Origin of the sequence: Microbacterium sp. ZKA21 (genome assembly GCF_050434165.1) — a bacterium.
Taxonomy (GTDB): domain Bacteria; phylum Actinomycetota; class Actinomycetes; order Actinomycetales; family Microbacteriaceae; genus Microbacterium.
Window position 1 is genome coordinate 273,715 of record NZ_JBNPVV010000003.1, and the last position, 16,261, is coordinate 289,975.

Genomic DNA, 16,261 nt, shown 5'->3' on the forward strand with positions numbered 1-16,261 from the left:
AGCCTGTCGAAGGGCAAGACCATGAGCACGCAGAACTCCACCCTCCCGGACGTCGGCGAGGGCCTCACCGAGGCCGAGATCGTCGCGTGGAAGGTCGCGCCGGGCGACCACGTCGACATCAACGACGTCATCTGCGAGATCGAGACGGCCAAGTCGCTCGTCGAGCTGCCGTCGCCACACGCCGGCACGGTCGGCGAGCTGCTCGTCGCGGAGGGGACGACCGTGGAGGTCGGCACGCCGATCATCTCGTTCGTCTCGGATGCCGAGGCGGCCGCCCCGGCGGCCCCCGTTGCTCCCGCGGCGGAGGAAGGCGGTGGATCCGTGCTCGTCGGCTACGGCAGCGGGGGAGGAGCGACCTCGCGACGCAAGCGTGTTCCGCAGCGGCCGGTTCGCTCGTCGGTGGGCGTGATCGCGAAGCCGCCGATCCGCAAGCTGGCGCGCGACCTGGGCGTCGATCTCGCCTCCGTCGCGCCGACCGGCGCTGACGGCGAGGTCACGCGTGACGACGTGGTGAAGCACGCGTCCCAGGCCAGCGTCTTCCGCAACATCGAGACGCCGGAGTGGGGCGAGGTGCGCGAGGAGACCCGGCCGGCTCCGCAGGCCGCACCGGTCGGTGTCGCGCGGGGCGTGGCACCGACGGCATCCGCTCCCGCAGTCCAGGATGCCGAGGCGCGCAGCGAGGCGATTCCCGTCAAGGGCGTGCGCAAGGCGAGCGCCAATGCGATGGTGCAGAGCGCGTACACCGCACCGCACGTGACCGTGTGGAAGGACGTCGATGCGACGCGCACGATGGAGCTCGTCAAGCGGCTGAAGGCGTCGCCGGACTATGCCGACATCCGCGTCTCCCCGCTGCTGATCGTCGCGCGGGCCGTGATCTGGGCGGTGCGCCGCAACCCGATGGTCAACGCCGCGTGGGTCGAGACCGAGAACGGCGCCGAGATCCGCGTCCGCCACTATGTGAACCTCGGCATCGCGGCCGCGACGCCGCGCGGCCTGCTCGTGCCGAACATCAAGGACGCGCAGGACCTCAGCATGAAGGACCTCGCCAGGGCGCTCAACCGTCTGACGCTCACGGCGCGCGAGGGCAAGACGCCGCCGGCCGACCAGCAGGGCGGCACCATCACGATCACGAACATCGGTGTGTTCGGGATGGATGCCGGGACCCCGATCATCAACCCAGGCGAGGCGGGGATCGTGGCGATGGGCACCATCAGTCAGAAGCCGTGGGTCGTCGACGGCGAGGTGCGTCCGCGCTACGTGACGACCGTCGCCGGATCGTTCGACCACCGCGTGATCGACGGAGACAGCATGAGCCGGTTCGTCGCGGATGTCGCCGCGATCCTCGAGGAGCCTGCGCTGCTCGTCGACTGACCGCTCTCCGTCGGTCGGAGAGATCCCCGGCGTCGGACGGCATCCCCGGATTCCATCCGACTCAGGAGATCTCGCCGGCGCACGGATGCCGGATGCCCGGGCGCACGGCCACCGGGAGCACCGGATCCCCCGGCGGGTCAGCGTCCCGCGAGCCGCCGCTCGGCCAGCAGCGGGACGGCGTGTTCGTGGGCGGCGCGCCGCGCGGTCGCGACCGCGCCGAGCGACACGACCTCGGCGCCCAGCGCCGAGGCGAGCAGCTCCGGTGCCGGCAGGTGCAGCTGCGCGGGAAGGATGCCGCGTGCGGCGGCGAGTACCGGCTCGATGCTCTCGGCGACGGCGCCGCACACGATCACCTTCGCGGGGTCGTACATGCTGCCGAGCACTCCGACCACGCGCGCGAGCGTCTCGCCGACCCGTGAGGCGACGAGCAGGGCCTCCGGATCCGCGGATGCCGCCAGCGCGAGCAGGGCCTCCGGGTCGACGCGCTCGGCGTCTGCGAGCCGTCCGACGGCCCCGCCCTGCGCGATCTCGCCGGCGGCGATCGCGTCGCGCACCCGATCCTGCAGCGCGTAGCCGAGGCCGAAGGCCGATCCGACGCCGATGATGTGATCGAAGACCACTCCCTCGCCCACGCCGCCGTGCGCTCCGTGGAGCAGCTGACCGTCGACGACCACGCCGCCGCCGAAGCGCTCTCCAGCGAGCAGTGCCACGTAGTCACGGCATCCGATCGCGCCGCCGCGCGGATCAGAACCCTCCGCGACGGCCGCGAGCAGCGCATCGTTCTTGACCTCGACGACCGGAGCCCAATCGCCGAGCGCCTCGGCGAGCTGCGGATTCGTGCGCTCCCAGAACCCGTCCGGATGCGGGGGCGAGACCCCGGCGCGATCCACCGGAGCGGCGACGCCGACGCAGATCGCCAGGATCGCGTCGCGGGACGATCCGGCTTCCTCGAGCGCTCGCCCGAGCTGATCCAGGAGAGTCGCGCGGCGCTCGGCGGGGGAGTGCTGCGGGTCGAGGTCCGTGCGGTGGTGCACGAGTGTGCGGTCGAGAGGGTCGGCGATCGTGACGGCGAGGTGGGTGTCTCCGGCATCCACTCCGATGACGACACCCAACCCGGACGAGAGCGCGAAGCGTCGCGCCGGCCGCCCGGAACGGTAACTGCCGGCCTCCCTGGCATTGGGCAGCTCGTGCAGGATGTCCACGCTGGCCAGGGTGTCGATGGCATCGATGGCGGTCGATCGGGTCAGCGAGGTCGCGGCCATCGCGTCGGTGGCCGTGAAGGTCCCGGCGCTCCAGGCGAAATCGAGCACCGCACCGACGCTTGCGCGTCCCGTTCCGAGACCCGCAGAGATTTCTGACACAGCCCTTGACCTCCCCGGTCCTCCAATGAGAGAGTACCGTCCAGCGAAGTAAATTTGCTCACTAGATTTACTCTACGGATCTACGATTCGGCAATCGACCGAAGATCGACGGAAGGACGACGGTGTCTGTGAAATACACAACCGCGGTGCGATGGGCGGCAGGTGCAGCCGTGTTCGCGCTGGTCGGGACGGCCCTGGCGGGCTGCTCGACCGATGGGCGCGAGACCATCCGCTTCACGTTCAGCAAGCGCGAGGCGATTCCGTTCATGACCGACCTCGTGGCGGAGTACAACGCGTCGCAGGGCGACGTGCGCGTCGAGATCGACACGTCAGGCGTCGACGTCGTCTCAGCCAGCTTCGTGCGGGGCAACCCGCCGGACATCATGCTCGCCAACTACAACTACGAGATCGCCCGCTTCGTGCAGCGCTGCGCCCTGACCGACCTGTCCGGCACCGATGCCGCTGCGAGCACGCGCGACGACCTGCAGTCGCTCATGGATCAGTACGGCTCGTGCGCGGGGCGCACGAGCGCACTGCCGTACTCGGTGATGGCGGCATCCGTCATCTACAACAAGGACATCTTCGCCGAGCACTCGCTCGACGTCCCCGAGACCTGGAGCGAGCTGCTCGCGGTGTGCGACGAGCTCCAGGCCGCGGGCGTGACCCCGTTCTACGCCACGTTCAAGGACGATTGGACCGTCGGCCAGGGCTGGTACGACTACTCCGTCGGCGGGTCGTTGGACGTCCTGGAGTTCTTCGACGATCTGGCAGCGGAAGGCGCCGACGTGGGGCCGGACTCGGACGTCTCGTTCCAGAAGGACTTCGCGGAGCCCATGGATCGGATGCTGCAGCTCACGGGCTCGTACGTCAACGAGGATGCCGCCAGCCGCGGCTACGGCGACGGCAACCTCGCTTTCGCCAACGGCGAGGCGGCGATGTACCTGCAGGGGCCGTGGGCGTTCAGCGAGATCGCGAAGACCGCGCCCGACCTCGAGCTCGGCACGTTCCCGCTGCCGATGACCGACGATCCGGACGACCTCGCGGTGCGCGTCAACATGGACCTCGCGGCCATGATCCCCGAGGGCTCGACGCACCAGGATGCCGCGCGCGACTTCCTCGAGTACCTGTACCTCCCCGAGAACATCGAGGCCTACAACGCCTCCCAGCTCGGCTTCACCCCCACGAAGGATGCCGAGGCCCCGGACGACCCCCGCATCGCCGGCATGATCCCGTTCTACGACGCGGGCCAGGTCTATCAGGGGCCGTCGGTGCTCGTGCCCAAGACCATCCCGGTCTTCAACTACACGCAGGCCATGGTGCTCGGCGGTGACCCGAACGCGCTCCTCGCCACGATGGATGCGGACTGGGCACGGCTCGCGTTCCGCGCGCCGGCGCCATCGACCGAGACGAAGGAGTCCGAGGGATGACCACGACAACGACGATCGTCACGCGGGGAGACGCGAAGACGCGACGCAGCTCGCGACGCGTCGAGCCGATCTACTACCTGTTCCTGCTGCCGAGCCTGGTGCTGTTCACTCTGGCCATCACCATGCCCGGTGTCATCGGGATCTTCTTCAGCTTCACCGATTCGATCGGCATCGGCGAGTGGAACTTCATCGGCCTGACGAACTACATCGCACTGTTCAGCGACCCGGCGATCCTGCAGAGCTACCTGTTCACGTTCGGCTTCTCGATCGCCACCGTCATCGTCGTCAACGCGGTGGCGTTCCTGCTGGCGGTCGGGCTCACCTCGCGCGTGCGGTTCAAGACCGGACTGCGCACGGTCTTCGTGATCCCGATGGTCATCTCGGGCATCATCATCGCCTACGTCTTCAACTTCCTGTTCTCCAACTCGATCCCCGCGCTCGGTACCGCACTGGGCATCGATGCATTGAAGACGAGCCTGCTGGCCAATCCGGATCTGGCCTGGGTGGCGATCGTGATCGTGACCGCCTGGCAGGCGATCCCGGGAACGCTGCTCATCTACATCGCCGGTCTCCTGTCCGTCCCCGGCGAGGTGTACGAGGCGGCCGACATCGACGGGGCGAACAAGTTCCAGCAGCTCACGCGCATCACCCTCCCGCTGGTCGCCGGCTACGTCGTGATCAACGTGATCCTGGGGTTCAAGGGCTTCCTGAACGCCTACGACATCATCGTCGGCCTCACCAACGGCGGACCGGGAACGGCGACGCGCAGCATCGCGATGACGATCATCGCGGGCTTCAACGGCGGTGACTACGCCTACCAGATGGCGAACGCGACGATCTTCTTCGTCGTGGCCGTCCTCATCTCCCTCGTTCAGCTCTCGCTGACCCGCGGAAGGAACGCATTCTGATGTCGACGCAGACGATCACCACTCAGACCGCCACCGGCAGGAAGCCCCGCGTCCGCATGGAGCGGGTCAACTGGTCGGGCACGATCATCCTGATCCTGTGCGCCGTCACCGTGCTGCTGCCGCTGTACGTCACGATCTCGATGGCGTTCAAGACCACGGGGCAAGCCGTGGACGGCAACGCGTTCTCGCTGCCGGCGCCGTTCTCGATCGACGGCTTCATCGAGGCGTGGAACCTCACCAGGTTCCCCGTCGGTGCCGGGATCTCGTTGCTCGTCACCGCGGGGACGGTCGCAGCGACCATCATCCTCGCCGCGTTCGCGTCCTACGCGATCGTGCGCAACTGGGATCGGCGGCTGTTCCGCTACTCGTTCTTCTACCTGCTCGCGGCGATGTTCATCCCGTTCCCCGTGGTGGCGCTGCCGCAGATCCAGCTCACCGGACGCGTGGGACTGGACAACCCGCTGGGCGTCGTCATCCTGGCGACGATGTTCCAGTTGAGCTTCAGCGTGCTGCTGTTCACCGCGTTCCTCCGATCGATCCCGCTCGAGCTCGAGGAGAGCGCGCGCATCGACGGCGCGACGACCTGGCAGACCTTCTGGAAGCTCATCTTCCCGCTGCTCGCGCCGATGAGCGCCACGGTCGGGATCTTCGCGTTCCTGTACGCCTGGAACGATTTCATGATGCCGTCGCTGATCATCTCCGATCCGGCCCTGCAGACTCTGCCGGTGCGGCAGAACCTGTTCCAGACGCAGTTCAGCAACAACTACAACATCTCGTTCGCCTCGTATCTCATGGCCATGGCGCCGGCGATCGTGGCCTATCTGTTCACGCAGCGGTGGGTCATGGAAGGCGTCACCCAGGGCGCCGTCAAGGGCTGACCCTCCGCACACCCGAAACCCCAGAAAGAAGGAGCTCGCTCTCTCATGACCGATGCGCTCGTCATCGACACCCCCGACGACCAGAAGACCCCGGCCTGGTGGCGCCAGGCGGCCGTCTACCAGATCTATCCGCGCAGCTTCGCGGACTCGAACGGCGACGGACTGGGGGATATCCCCGGCATCCTGTCCCGCGTCGACTACCTGGCCGAGCTGGGCATCGACGCGGTGTGGCTGAGCCCGTTCTACCCGTCGGCACTCGCCGACGGAGGATACGACGTCGCCGACTATCGCAATGTGGATCCCCGGCTCGGCACTCTCGAGGACTTCGATGCCATGGTCGCGGCGCTGCACGCGCGCGGCATCCGCGTCGTCGTCGACATCGTGCCGAACCACACCTCCGACCTGCATGCCTGGTTCCAGGAGGCGCTCGCCGCAGGACGAGGTTCGGTCGCCCGCGATCGGTACATCTTCCGTGAGGGCACCGGTCCCGACGGCTCGGAGCCCCCGACCGACTGGGTGTCGGTGTTCGGCGGATCCGCGTGGGAGCGCGTCGAGGACGGCCAGTGGTACTTCCACAACTTCGCCGTCGAACAGCCCGACCTGAACTGGGACCATCCCGAGGTGCGCGCGGACTTCCTCGAGACCCTGCGCTTCTGGTCGGACCGCGGCGTCGACGGATTCCGCATCGATGTGGCGCACATGCTCACCAAGGATCTGTCCGAGCCCCTGCCCAGCCGGGCCGAGCTCGATGCGATGCCGCAGGACGGCCGGCATCCGCTGATCGATCGGGACGATGTCCACGAGATCTACGCCGAGTGGCGGCGGGTCTTCAACGAGTACGACCCGCCGCGCACCGCCGTCGCCGAAGCGTGGGTGTCCACGCCGGAGCGCCGGGCGAAGTACGCGTCGGCCGACGGACTCGGGCAGGCGTTCAACTTCGACCTGCTCGTCGCCGACTTCGATGCCGCGCAGTTCCGCTCGATCATCTCCGAGAACCTCGCGCAGTCGCAGCTGAGCGGCTCATCCACCACCTGGGTGCTCTCGAACCACGACGTCACCCGTCACGCCACACGGTACGGGCTCCCCGCGCTCAACGGCCGGCCCGTGAAGCAGGGCACCGAGTGGGTCGAGGCCGGTGGGCCCGAGGAGATGCTCGACCGTGAAGGCGGCCTCCGCCGGGCGAATGCCGCGACGCTGCTGCTGCTCGGTCTCCCCGGCAGCGCCTACCTCTACCAGGGTGAGGAACTCGGTCTGCACGAAGTGGCCGAGATCGCCCCCGAGCAGCGTCAGGATCCGGGATTCTTCCGCGGGTCCGAATTCGATCGTCTGGGCAGGGACGGATGCCGCGTGCCGCTGCCCTGGACCGCCGACGGCGCCTCGTTCGGATTCGGTTCCGCAGTGTCGCACCTGCCCCAGCCGGGATGGTTCGCCCAGTACGCGGCGGATGTCGAAGCATCCGATCCGGCGTCGACCCTGTCGTTCTACCGCCGCGCGCTCGCTCTGCGCCACGAGCTGCAGACCGGCGAGACGCTGGAGTGGATCGAGACCGGTCGCGCTGACGTGCTCCGCTTCGTCCGTCCGAACGGCTGGCAGGTCGTCACGAACTTCGGTACCGAGCCGTTCGCCCTCGACGGCGGAGACGTGGTGCTCTCCAGCGGAGCGGATGCCGCGGCATCCGCTCCGGGTGAGACGACCGTCTGGATCGCGCCGGCCGCCTGAGCAGCGTCGCCCCCGCGCTGGGGCCGACACGCCACCTGTCGGACGCTTTCGGGCGAACCGTCCGACATCTGGCGTGTCGGCCCCTGCCGCGCGCACGTCCAGCCGATTTTGAGAATCATTCTCAAGAACGTACGATGAGGACATGAAGAAGTCCGTCGCCGCCCTCGCGCTCGTCTCCGCATCCGCCCTGGTATTGGCAGGATGCGCATCGACCCCGACGGCGGAGGGCGGCACCGACGGGCTGACCGTGGTCGCCACCACGAACATCTACGGCTCGCTCGCCGAGCAGATCGGCGGCGACCGGGTCTCGGTCACCTCGATCATCGACTCGGCCGCGCAGGACCCGCACTCGTACGAGGCCTCGGCCCGTGACCGCCTCACGGTGCAGGAGGCCGACCTCGTCATCGAGAACGGCGGCGGGTACGACGCGTTCATCGAGGACCTGCTCGAGGGGTCGGATGCCGAGACCATCACGGCCGTCGAGTTCTCGCACGACTACCCCGGCAACGAGGGCCACGACGAGGATGCCGATGAGCACGCCCACGAGGACGAGCACGCCGATGAGCACGAGGGCCACGACCACATCGAGGGGTTCAACGAGCACGTCTGGTTCGACCCGCACACGATGATCCACGTGGTCGAGGACATCGCCGCAGAGCTCACCGCCCTCGACCCGGACGGCGAGGCCGACTTCACGGCCGCGGCCGACGACATCATCGCCGATCTCGAGGGCTCCGAGGCCGACCTCGCCGACCTGGATGCGCAGTACGCCGGCACGGGATTCTTCATGACCGAGCCGCTTCCCGGGTACCTCGCCGAGGCGGCAGGGCTCACGGATGTGACCCCGGAAGGCTTCTCCGAGGCGGTCGAAGAGGGCACCGATGTCGCCCCCGCCACGCTGCTCGCGGCGATCGAGGTCATCGAGTCCGGTGACGCGGCCGTCCTGCTGACCAACGCGCAGACCGGCGGAGCCGAGACCACGCGCATGGAGGAGACGGCCGAGGGCGCCGGCATCCCCGTCGTGGCCTTCACGGAACTGCTGGCGGACGGATCGTCGTACTCTGAGTGGATGGCCGACGCGATTCAGAACCTCGCCGACGCGCTCGCATCGTGAGCGCTGCGGGTGCCGAACCCGCGCACGACGACGCCGCTCCGATTCTGACGATCCGCGAAGCCGCCATCCAGCGCGGTGACCGCGAGCTGTGGGCAGGACTCGACCTCGACGTCCGACCAGGCGAGTTCATCGCCGTGCTCGGCCCGTCCGGTTCGGGCAAGACGACGCTGCTGCGGGCCATCCTCGGGCTGCAGGATCTCTCCGCGGGAAGCATCCGCGTCGGCGGATCGCCGGTGCACCGTGGAAACCCGCGCATCGGCTACATCCCGCAGCAGCGCCCGTTCCCTCCGGACACCAGCATGCGGGCGCGCGACGTCGTCGCGCTCGGGGTGCAGGGCACGCGCTTCGGTTTCCCGCTCCCGCGCCGTGGAGACGGCGAACGGGTCGAAGAACTGCTCGCCGCCGTGGGTGCGACCGAGTTCGCCGACCGCAGGGTCGGACTGCTCTCCGGCGGTGAGCAGCAGCGCCTGCGTGTCGGGCAGGCGCTCGCCGACCACCCCGACCTGCTGCTGTGCGACGAACCGCTGTCGGCCCTGGACCTCGCCAATCAGCGAGCGGTCACCGAGATCATCGAACGACAGCGCCGCGATCGCGGCGCAGCGGTTCTGTTCGTGACGCACGACATCAATCCGATCCTCGGCCGGGTCGACCGCATCCTGTACATCGCCGGCGGTCGTTTCGTGCTCGGCACCCCGGACGAGGTGCTGCAGAGCCGCGTGCTGACCGACCTGTACGGAACGCCCGTCTTCGTGCTGCGAGCCGGAGATCGCCTGGTCGTCGTCGGGATTCCGGATGCCGAGCCGCATCACGACCACGAGGAGCACGAATGATCGCCCCCATGGTCGACTGGAGCGACGTCTTCTCGTTCGAGGATTACGGCGCGCTCGTCGCGCTGCTTTCGAACTCGATCATCGCGGGCGCCGTGCTGGGGCTCGTCGGCGGACTCATCGGCGTCTTCGTCATGCAGCGCGATCTGGCCTTCGCCGTGCACGGCATCAGCGAGCTGTCGTTCGCGGGTGCGGCCGCAGCACTGCTGTTCGGCGGCAGCGTCGTGCTCGGCTCGATCGGCGGCGCGCTGGTCGCCGCCATCCTCATCGGACTGCTCGGGTCGAAGGCACGCGATCGCAATTCGATCGTCGGCGTGCTGATGCCGTTCGGCCTGGGTCTCGGCATCCTGTTCCTGTCGCTGTACGACGGCCGCAGCGCGAACCGGTTCAGCCTGCTGACCGGCCAGATCGTCTCGGTGTCCAACCCGGATCTCGGCTGGCTCATCGGCATCTGCGTCGTCGTGCTGCTGGGGCTGCTGCTGATGTGGAACCCGTTGCGCTTCGACTCCCTCGACGCGGTCGCGGCCTCGGCCCGCGGCATCCCGACGCGGGCGATCAGCCTGGCGTTCATGGTGCTGCTGGGACTCATCGTCGCGGTCGCCGTGCACATCATCGGCGCCCTGCTCGTGATGGCGCTGCTGGTGACGCCGGCCGCGGCGGCCATGCGCGTGGCGGCTGGTCCGCTCATCGTGCCGCTGCTCGCGGCGCTGTTCGGGTTCGTCTCGGCCGTCGGCGGCATCCTGCTCGCGCTCGCGGGCACACTGCCGGTGAGCCCGTACATCACGACGATCTCGTTCCTGATCTACGTGGTGTGCTGGGTCGTCCAGCATCGGCGCGGACGCGTGCGCCGGAAGGCCTGATCACGCCGCGACCGACGCGTGAGAGGCCTCCCAGCCCCGCGCAAGGCCCGCGGCCTAGAATCGGGGGCATGGCTCAGCGCAACACCTGGCAGCGCGAGCGCGTGCGCGACGCTCTCGCCGACGCGCGCGGATTCGTCAGCGCCCAGTCACTGCACGCCACCCTCCGGGACGAGAACACCGGCATCGGTCTGGCGACGGTCTACCGCGCGCTCGCGGGCCTCGCGGCGTCCGGCGATGCCGACTCGCTGCAGAGTCCCGAGGGTGAGGCCCTCTATCGCGCCTGCTCGACGCAGGGCCACCACCATCACTTGATCTGCCGCTCGTGCGGTCTCACCGTCGAGATCGAAGCCACCGAGGTCGAGGCGTGGGCGCAGCGCACGGCCGCCCTGCACGGCTTCACCGAGGCGGCGCACGTCGTCGACATCTTCGGGCTGTGCACGCCGTGCGCGAAGAAGAAGCAGGCGCAGGAGTCGGCGACCGCGTGAACGTGCTCACCGCGCCCGGCCGCGCAGGAACGCGCCGCTCCTCGCCGCTCGTCGGCGTCGCGGTGGGCCTCGGCATCCTCGCGGTGCTGTTCGCCATCGACCTGTTCCTGCCGACGCTGTACTCGGTGTCGCTGCCGCACCGGATCCAGGACGGTCTGACCCTGTCGCTGAGCGTGCTGATCGAGGCGCTGCCGTTCGTGATCCTCGGGGTCGTGCTGTCGATCGTCGTGCAGGTGTGGCTGCCGGCGGATGCGATCCAGCGATGGCTTCCCCGCCGCGCGTGGGCGCGCCGCGCGGTGCTGTCGCTGCTGGGGATGCTGATCCCGGTGTGCGAGTGCGGCAACGTGCCGTTCGCCCGGGGACTGATGATGCGCGGGCTGGCGCCGGCCGAGGCGCTCACGTTCCTCATGGCGGCGCCGATCGTGAACCCGATCGTGATCCTCACCACCCACGCCGCGTTCGGCTGGGACGGCGGCATCCTCGTCGCGCGCCTCGTCGGCGGCTACCTCATCGCGAACCTCGTGGGCTGGATCTACAGCCGTCACCCATCGCCGGACGCCCTGCTCACCGAGCGGTTCGTCGCCACGTGCGACCGTGTGACGCACGAGCACGGCACGCCGATCCGCCGCAGCCTCACGCAGTTCCTCATCGAGCTGCGCGCGGTGATGCCGGCGCTCGTGATCGGCTCGGCCGTCGCCGGCGCCGTGCAGGTGCTGATCCCGCGGGACGTGCTGCTGGCGATCGGATCGAACCCCGTGCTGTCGATCGTCGCGATGATGGCGCTCGCGATGACGGTCGCGATCTGCTCGAACGTGGATGCCTTCTTCGCGCTGTCGTTCGCGTCGACGTTCTCGCCGGGCGCGATCGTCGCGTTCCTGCTGGTCGGCCCGCTCGTCGACATCAAGATGCTCGCGCTCATGCGCACCACCTTCACCACCCGGACGCTCGTCGGAATCGTCGGCATCGTGCTGCTGAGCGCGTTCGTCATCGGGATCGGGGTGAACGTCTTTGTCTGAGCAGGTCTCGCGTTCGCGTGCGCTGTGGTCGCGGTGGTTGGGCGTCGGCCTCGCCGCCGGCCTCGCGGTCGTGACCCTCGGTCTGGCTTTCACGGGACGGCTCTCGCTCTACATCAGTCCTGAGTCGGTCTGGTTCGCCGTGGCCGGAGCCGTCGTGACGCTCGCCGGAGCGGTCTGGTCGTGCACGCTCCCGCTCGGCGCGGAGATGGATCACGACCACGACCACGGGACGGATGCCGCGGACGCGGGCGGCTCATCGACGAAACGCACCCTGGCGGCGGTGGGGAGCGTCTCGGCCGGTGTCGTGGCATCGGCCGTCGTGATCGCGGGTCTCGTGCTGCCCCCGGCATCCCTGTCCGTCGAACTGGCGATGTCGCGTGCCGGCGAGGCGGGCACGCTCTTCGCCGGCGCGGACACCGTGACCCTCGGCGTCGCCGATACATCGACGTTCGGCGTGGGGGACTGGGCGAGCGTGTTCGCCACAGCGACCCGCCCGGAGAGCTACGACGGCTCGACCGTGACGCTCACCGGATTCGTCACACCCGGTGCCGGAGACGACGAGATGAACCTCTCGCGCCTGGTCATCACGCACTGCGTGATCGACGCGCAGCCGGCATCGATCCCCGTGGTCTCCGCCTCCTGGTCGAGCGACTACGAGGTCGGCCAGTGGGTGGAGATCACCGGCACGATCACGGCGGATGCCGCCGGCACCCTGAGCGTGGAGCCCACCGAGGTCACGGCGATCGACGAGCCGGGGGATCCGTATGAGTACTGACTCCCCGAACCCGCCGCGGACCCGAGCCGAGCTGCGTGCGCTGCGCGCGGCGGAGGAGGCCGCCGCGGCGGCTGGCGCCCCGGAAGGGGACGCGGGTGGTCGTGTCGCGGGGGCGGACGCGGCGAATCGGGACTCCTCACGAGGCGTGACTCCGGCTGCTGCGCCTGCAGAGGACGAGAACCGTCCCCTTTCCGCGTTCGACGCGGCGATGCGCGACACCTCTCGGCGGTTCGAACCCGTGCGCGAGTCCACGCCGGCGGCGAAGGCGTCGCAAACGGTCGCCTCGAGCGGGGCGAAGCGGCAAGATGCGACCCCTCCCGCGGAGCCCGCGGAGTCCGCTGGGTCTACTGAGGCCGCGGAGGCCGTGGGGGCCGCCGAGGTCGCGCACACACCGGAGGGGTCGCAGACAACGGAACCCGCCGAGACGGTGGCCACTGCCGCCGCCACCACAGGCAACTCCGACAAGCCCCGCGACGTCCGGGATTCCGCCCGGCCCCGCGAGTCCCGCGGCCCCGCCGGCGCCGCCGGCCCCGCCGAGTCCCTCGACCCCGCCGAGCCCACCGAGCCCCGTGACCGCGCCGCCCTGCGGGCCGCCACCAAGCCCCGCGACCACCGCTTCGGCATCCTGCTCGGCTCTGTGCTCGGCATCCTTGCGCTCGTGGGCGCGACCCTCGGCGTCCTCAGCCTCACGCAGGGACCGCGCCTCGTGGCCGAGCAGATCGACCCTGCCCAGGCGATCGAGGTCTCCGGCAGCCGGTTGATCCTCACCACGAACCAGCCGCTGACCGCCATCGACCCCGAACAGGTCACCGTCGAGCCCGCCGTGCCCTTCACCGTCGACGCCGCGGGGCGCAGCGTCGGCATCCGCTTCACCGTTCCGCTCGATGACGAGACGACCTACGACGTGCGCATCGCCGACGTCACGAGCACGGGCGGCGGCCCGTCGACCGATCTTGCGACATCGTTCACGACCCCGCCGTCCGAGGTGTTCCTGCTCAAGCGGGATGCCGAGGGGAACGACAGCATCTTCCGCACAGACCTCACCGGCGAGAAGGCCGTGCCGGTGTACTCCGCCGACCGCATCGATGACTTCCGCGCGACCACCACGCAGCTCGTCGTGGCCGTCGAGGACGAGGACGGCTCCTCGATCCTCGTCATGAACAGGGACGGCTCCGATCCGCGCGAACTGGCCCTTCCCGGCGACGGCTTCGTGACCGGAGTGCAGGTGTCCGACCGCGGCGGACTGGTGGGCTACACCTACTCCGACCGCGAGCTCACCGACACCAGCGGCCGCGCCAGCGTGCTCGTCACGCAGCCGCTCGACGGCTCAGGCGAACCGCGCGTCATCGAGGTCGCCGACGTCGAGGCGAGCATCGCGGAATGGGAGTTCGTGCCCGATTCCGCCGCGGTCCTGTTCATCGACTGGCAGGGCGCGCTCGCTCTCGAGGATCTCTCCTCGGATGCCGGGACGCAGGCCCTCGGTACGGCCATGAGCATCATGGGCGTGTCTCGTGGGACGTACACGGCGATCATCGAACGCACCGACGGCAGCGTCGTCGAGCTGAACCTCGCGGACGGCTCGGAGACGCCTCTGCCGGCATCCGATCCGGACTACGGAGTCGCGACGACCATCGCGCCCTACCCGGGCGGGACGCTGCGGCACATCGTGACGCGCGACGAGAACGGTCTCCCGATCGGGCAGTCCGTGATCCGGGTCGACGACGACGGCGCGGCGACGCCGCTGTTCGAGGTGCCGAGCACCGACACGATCCTGCAGGTGTGCGCATCGCCGAGCGGGCAGTACACGGCCGTCGCCGTCGCGCCCGATCTCGCGAACAATCCGTACGACGACCTGCTCGCGCCGCTTCCGCAGACGCTGCACACGCACGTGCTCGACACGGAGACCGGCGACGAGGTCGTCCCCGTCACCGGGTTCGACATCTCGTGGTGTCCGGTGGGACCGGTGTTCTGACCCGTGCTGCACCGGGCTGATCGCGAGGAGCTCGCAGGCCTGCCGCTCGAGGTCGCACCTCGCCTGCTGGGCGGACAGCTGCGGACCGTCGTCGACGGCGCCCCTGTGACGCTGCGGATCACCGAGGCCGAGGCCTATCACGGGCAGGGCACCGGTCTCGTACCAGACCCCGGGTCTCATGCGCGGATGGGTCGCACGGCGCGCAACGCCACGATGTGGGGCGAGCCGGGCCATCTCTACGTGTACCTGAGCCACGGCATCCACTCCTGCGTCAACGTCGTGTGCGCACCGGACGGCATCGCCGGCGGTGTGCTGCTGCGGGCCGGCGAGGTCGTCGAAGGACAGGATGCCGCGGCATCCCGATCCGGACGCACGGGGCGCGACCTCGCCAGAGGGCCGGGGCGCTTCGGGCAGGTGTCGGGGCTGCGGCATCCGCGCCACGACGGCATCGACGCCGTGACCGGTGCGGAGCGGGCCGGTGCGCAGGCCGAGCTGTGGCTGGACGAACCGCTGACCGATGTCGCGAGCGGACCCAGGGTCGGAGTGGCGGGCGTCGCCGGGACGCACGCGTTCCCATGGCGGTTCTGGATCCCTGGCGATCCGACGGTCTCGGTTTTCCGCTGGGGGCGCGGGGCGGCCGCGGCAGGCGCGGTGTCCTGAGCCTGCCGAAGGGTGCTAGACTGACTCTTCGTCTGCGCACACTCCTGTGCGCAGTTCGCATGCCGGGCCCGCAAGGACGGCACGCAGACAAGGGATCTTGGGTGGGGCCGTCCGGTCTCACGGTATTGAAGGAGTAATCACATGGCAGCAGTGTGCCAGGTGACAGGAGCTGTTCCCGGCTTCGGTCACAACGTCTCGCACTCGCACCGCCGGACGAAGCGCCGCTTCGACCCGAACGTGCAGAAGAAGACTTACTACGTCCCGTCGCTCGGACGTAAGATCACGCTCAACGTGTCCGCCAAGGGCATCAAGGTGATCGACGCGCGCGGCATCGAGAAGGTTGTCGCCGACCTCAAGGCGAAGGGTGTGAAGCTCTAATGGCCAAGAAGGCACAGGACGTCCGTCCGATCATCAAGCTCCGCTCGACGGCGGGCACCGGTTACACCTACGTGACCAAGAAGAACCGTCGCAACACCCCCGACCGCCTCGTGCTGAAGAAGTACGACCCGGTGGTCCGCAAGCACGTCGAATTCCGAGAGGAGCGTTGATCCATGGCTAAGAAGAGCAAGATCGCTCGCAACGAGCAGCGCAAGGTCATCGTCGAGCGCTACGCCGAGCGTCGCGCCGAGCTGAAGAAGACGCTCGTCGACCCGAACGCCACCGACGAGGCCCGCGAGGCCGCACGCGTCGGCCTGCAGAAGCTGCCGCGCAACGCGTCGCCGGCTCGCGTCCGTTCGCGTGACGCCATCGACGGCCGCCCCCGTGGCGTGCTGACGAAGTTCGGCATCTCGCGTGTCCGCTTCCGCGACATGGCGCACCGTGGCGAGCTGCCCGGTGTGACCAAGTCGAGCTGGTAAGCATAGCTTTCTGAAAGGGCAGGGTTCTTCG

At 69.1% G+C, this 16,261-nt stretch carries 17 protein-coding genes; 16 read left to right on the top strand and 1 reads right to left on the bottom strand.

All coding sequences use genetic code 11. The features are described 5' to 3' along the window. Nucleotides 1-21: 21 nt before the first annotated feature. Complete coding sequence (locus M2317_RS08655) at nt 22-1,371, top strand: dihydrolipoamide acetyltransferase family protein (protein WP_429459228.1); 1,350 nt, start codon at nt 22-24, stop codon at nt 1,369-1,371. Nucleotides 1,372-1,508: 137 nt separating this feature from the next. Here M2317_RS08655 and M2317_RS08660 read toward each other — a convergent pair whose 3' ends face one another. Then, a complete protein-coding gene (locus M2317_RS08660) occupies nt 1,509-2,681 on the bottom strand; it encodes an ROK family protein (protein WP_429459230.1) in 1,173 nt (390 codons plus the stop codon). Nucleotides 2,682-2,854: 173 nt separating this feature from the next. On the opposite strand from M2317_RS08660, the gene M2317_RS08665 reads away from it, so the two are divergent. The 15 genes from M2317_RS08665 (at nt 2,855) to rpsN (ending at nt 16,230) form a co-directional block, all read left to right on the top strand. After that, nucleotides 2,855-4,159, top strand: a complete 1,305-nt coding sequence (locus M2317_RS08665; RefSeq protein WP_429459232.1) for an ABC transporter substrate-binding protein — start codon at nt 2,855-2,857, stop codon at nt 4,157-4,159. Next, nucleotides 4,156-5,067: a carbohydrate ABC transporter permease gene (locus M2317_RS08670; protein WP_429459234.1), complete on the top strand. Its 912-nt coding sequence runs from the start codon at nt 4,156-4,158 to the stop codon at nt 5,065-5,067. Before M2317_RS08665 ends, M2317_RS08670 begins: the two co-directional genes overlap by 4 nt. After that, nucleotides 5,067-5,945, top strand: coding sequence for a carbohydrate ABC transporter permease (locus M2317_RS08675; RefSeq protein ID WP_429459236.1), 879 nt, complete (start codon nt 5,067-5,069; stop codon nt 5,943-5,945). The genes M2317_RS08670 and M2317_RS08675 overlap by 1 nt, the downstream gene beginning before the upstream one ends. Before the next feature lie 45 nt (nt 5,946-5,990). Beyond that, a complete protein-coding gene (locus tag M2317_RS08680) occupies nt 5,991-7,664 on the top strand; it encodes a glycoside hydrolase family 13 protein (RefSeq protein ID WP_429459238.1) in 1,674 nt (557 codons plus the stop codon). 142 nt (nt 7,665-7,806) lie between these two features. Then, the gene (locus M2317_RS08685; RefSeq protein WP_429459240.1) at nt 7,807-8,778 is read left to right on the top strand and encodes a metal ABC transporter solute-binding protein, Zn/Mn family; all 972 of its coding nucleotides are present in this window, start codon (nt 7,807-7,809) and stop codon (nt 8,776-8,778) included. Beyond that, complete coding sequence (locus M2317_RS08690) at nt 8,775-9,608, top strand: metal ABC transporter ATP-binding protein (protein WP_429459242.1); 834 nt, start codon at nt 8,775-8,777, stop codon at nt 9,606-9,608. The genes M2317_RS08685 and M2317_RS08690 overlap by 4 nt, the downstream gene beginning before the upstream one ends. After that, nucleotides 9,605-10,465: a metal ABC transporter permease gene (locus M2317_RS08695; protein ID WP_429459244.1), complete on the top strand. Its 861-nt coding sequence runs from the start codon at nt 9,605-9,607 to the stop codon at nt 10,463-10,465. Before M2317_RS08690 ends, M2317_RS08695 begins: the two co-directional genes overlap by 4 nt. 68 nt (nt 10,466-10,533) lie before the next feature. Further along, nucleotides 10,534-10,950 carry a Fur family transcriptional regulator gene (locus M2317_RS08700; RefSeq protein ID WP_429459246.1) on the top strand — a complete coding sequence of 139 codons (417 nt, stop codon included), beginning with the start codon at nt 10,534-10,536 and terminating at the stop codon, nt 10,948-10,950. Further along, complete coding sequence (locus tag M2317_RS08705; RefSeq protein ID WP_429459561.1) at nt 10,947-11,966, top strand: permease; 1,020 nt, start codon at nt 10,947-10,949, stop codon at nt 11,964-11,966. The genes M2317_RS08700 and M2317_RS08705 overlap by 4 nt, the downstream gene beginning before the upstream one ends. Further along, complete coding sequence (locus M2317_RS08710; protein WP_429459248.1) at nt 11,959-12,741, top strand: TIGR03943 family putative permease subunit; 783 nt, start codon at nt 11,959-11,961, stop codon at nt 12,739-12,741. The genes M2317_RS08705 and M2317_RS08710 overlap by 8 nt, the downstream gene beginning before the upstream one ends. Next, nucleotides 12,731-14,713 (top strand): hypothetical protein, encoded by a 1,983-nt coding sequence (locus M2317_RS08715; RefSeq protein WP_429459250.1) that lies wholly within the window; start codon nt 12,731-12,733, stop codon nt 14,711-14,713. The genes M2317_RS08710 and M2317_RS08715 overlap by 11 nt, the downstream gene beginning before the upstream one ends. 6 nt (nt 14,714-14,719) lie before the next feature. Then, complete coding sequence (locus tag M2317_RS08720) at nt 14,720-15,373, top strand: DNA-3-methyladenine glycosylase (protein ID WP_429459563.1); 654 nt, start codon at nt 14,720-14,722, stop codon at nt 15,371-15,373. Nucleotides 15,374-15,514: 141 nt separating this feature from the next. Then, nucleotides 15,515-15,751: a 50S ribosomal protein L28 gene (gene rpmB / locus M2317_RS08725; protein ID WP_120226966.1), complete on the top strand. Its 237-nt coding sequence runs from the start codon at nt 15,515-15,517 to the stop codon at nt 15,749-15,751. Then, on the top strand, nt 15,751-15,921 hold the full coding sequence (gene rpmG / locus M2317_RS08730) for a 50S ribosomal protein L33 (protein ID WP_046014935.1): 171 nt from the start codon (nt 15,751-15,753) through the stop codon (nt 15,919-15,921). Before rpmB ends, rpmG begins: the two co-directional genes overlap by 1 nt. 3 nt (nt 15,922-15,924) lie before the next feature. Next, nucleotides 15,925-16,230 carry a 30S ribosomal protein S14 gene (gene rpsN, locus M2317_RS08735; RefSeq protein ID WP_264156413.1) on the top strand — a complete coding sequence of 102 codons (306 nt, stop codon included), beginning with the start codon at nt 15,925-15,927 and terminating at the stop codon, nt 16,228-16,230. Nucleotides 16,231-16,261 lie beyond the last annotated feature (31 nt).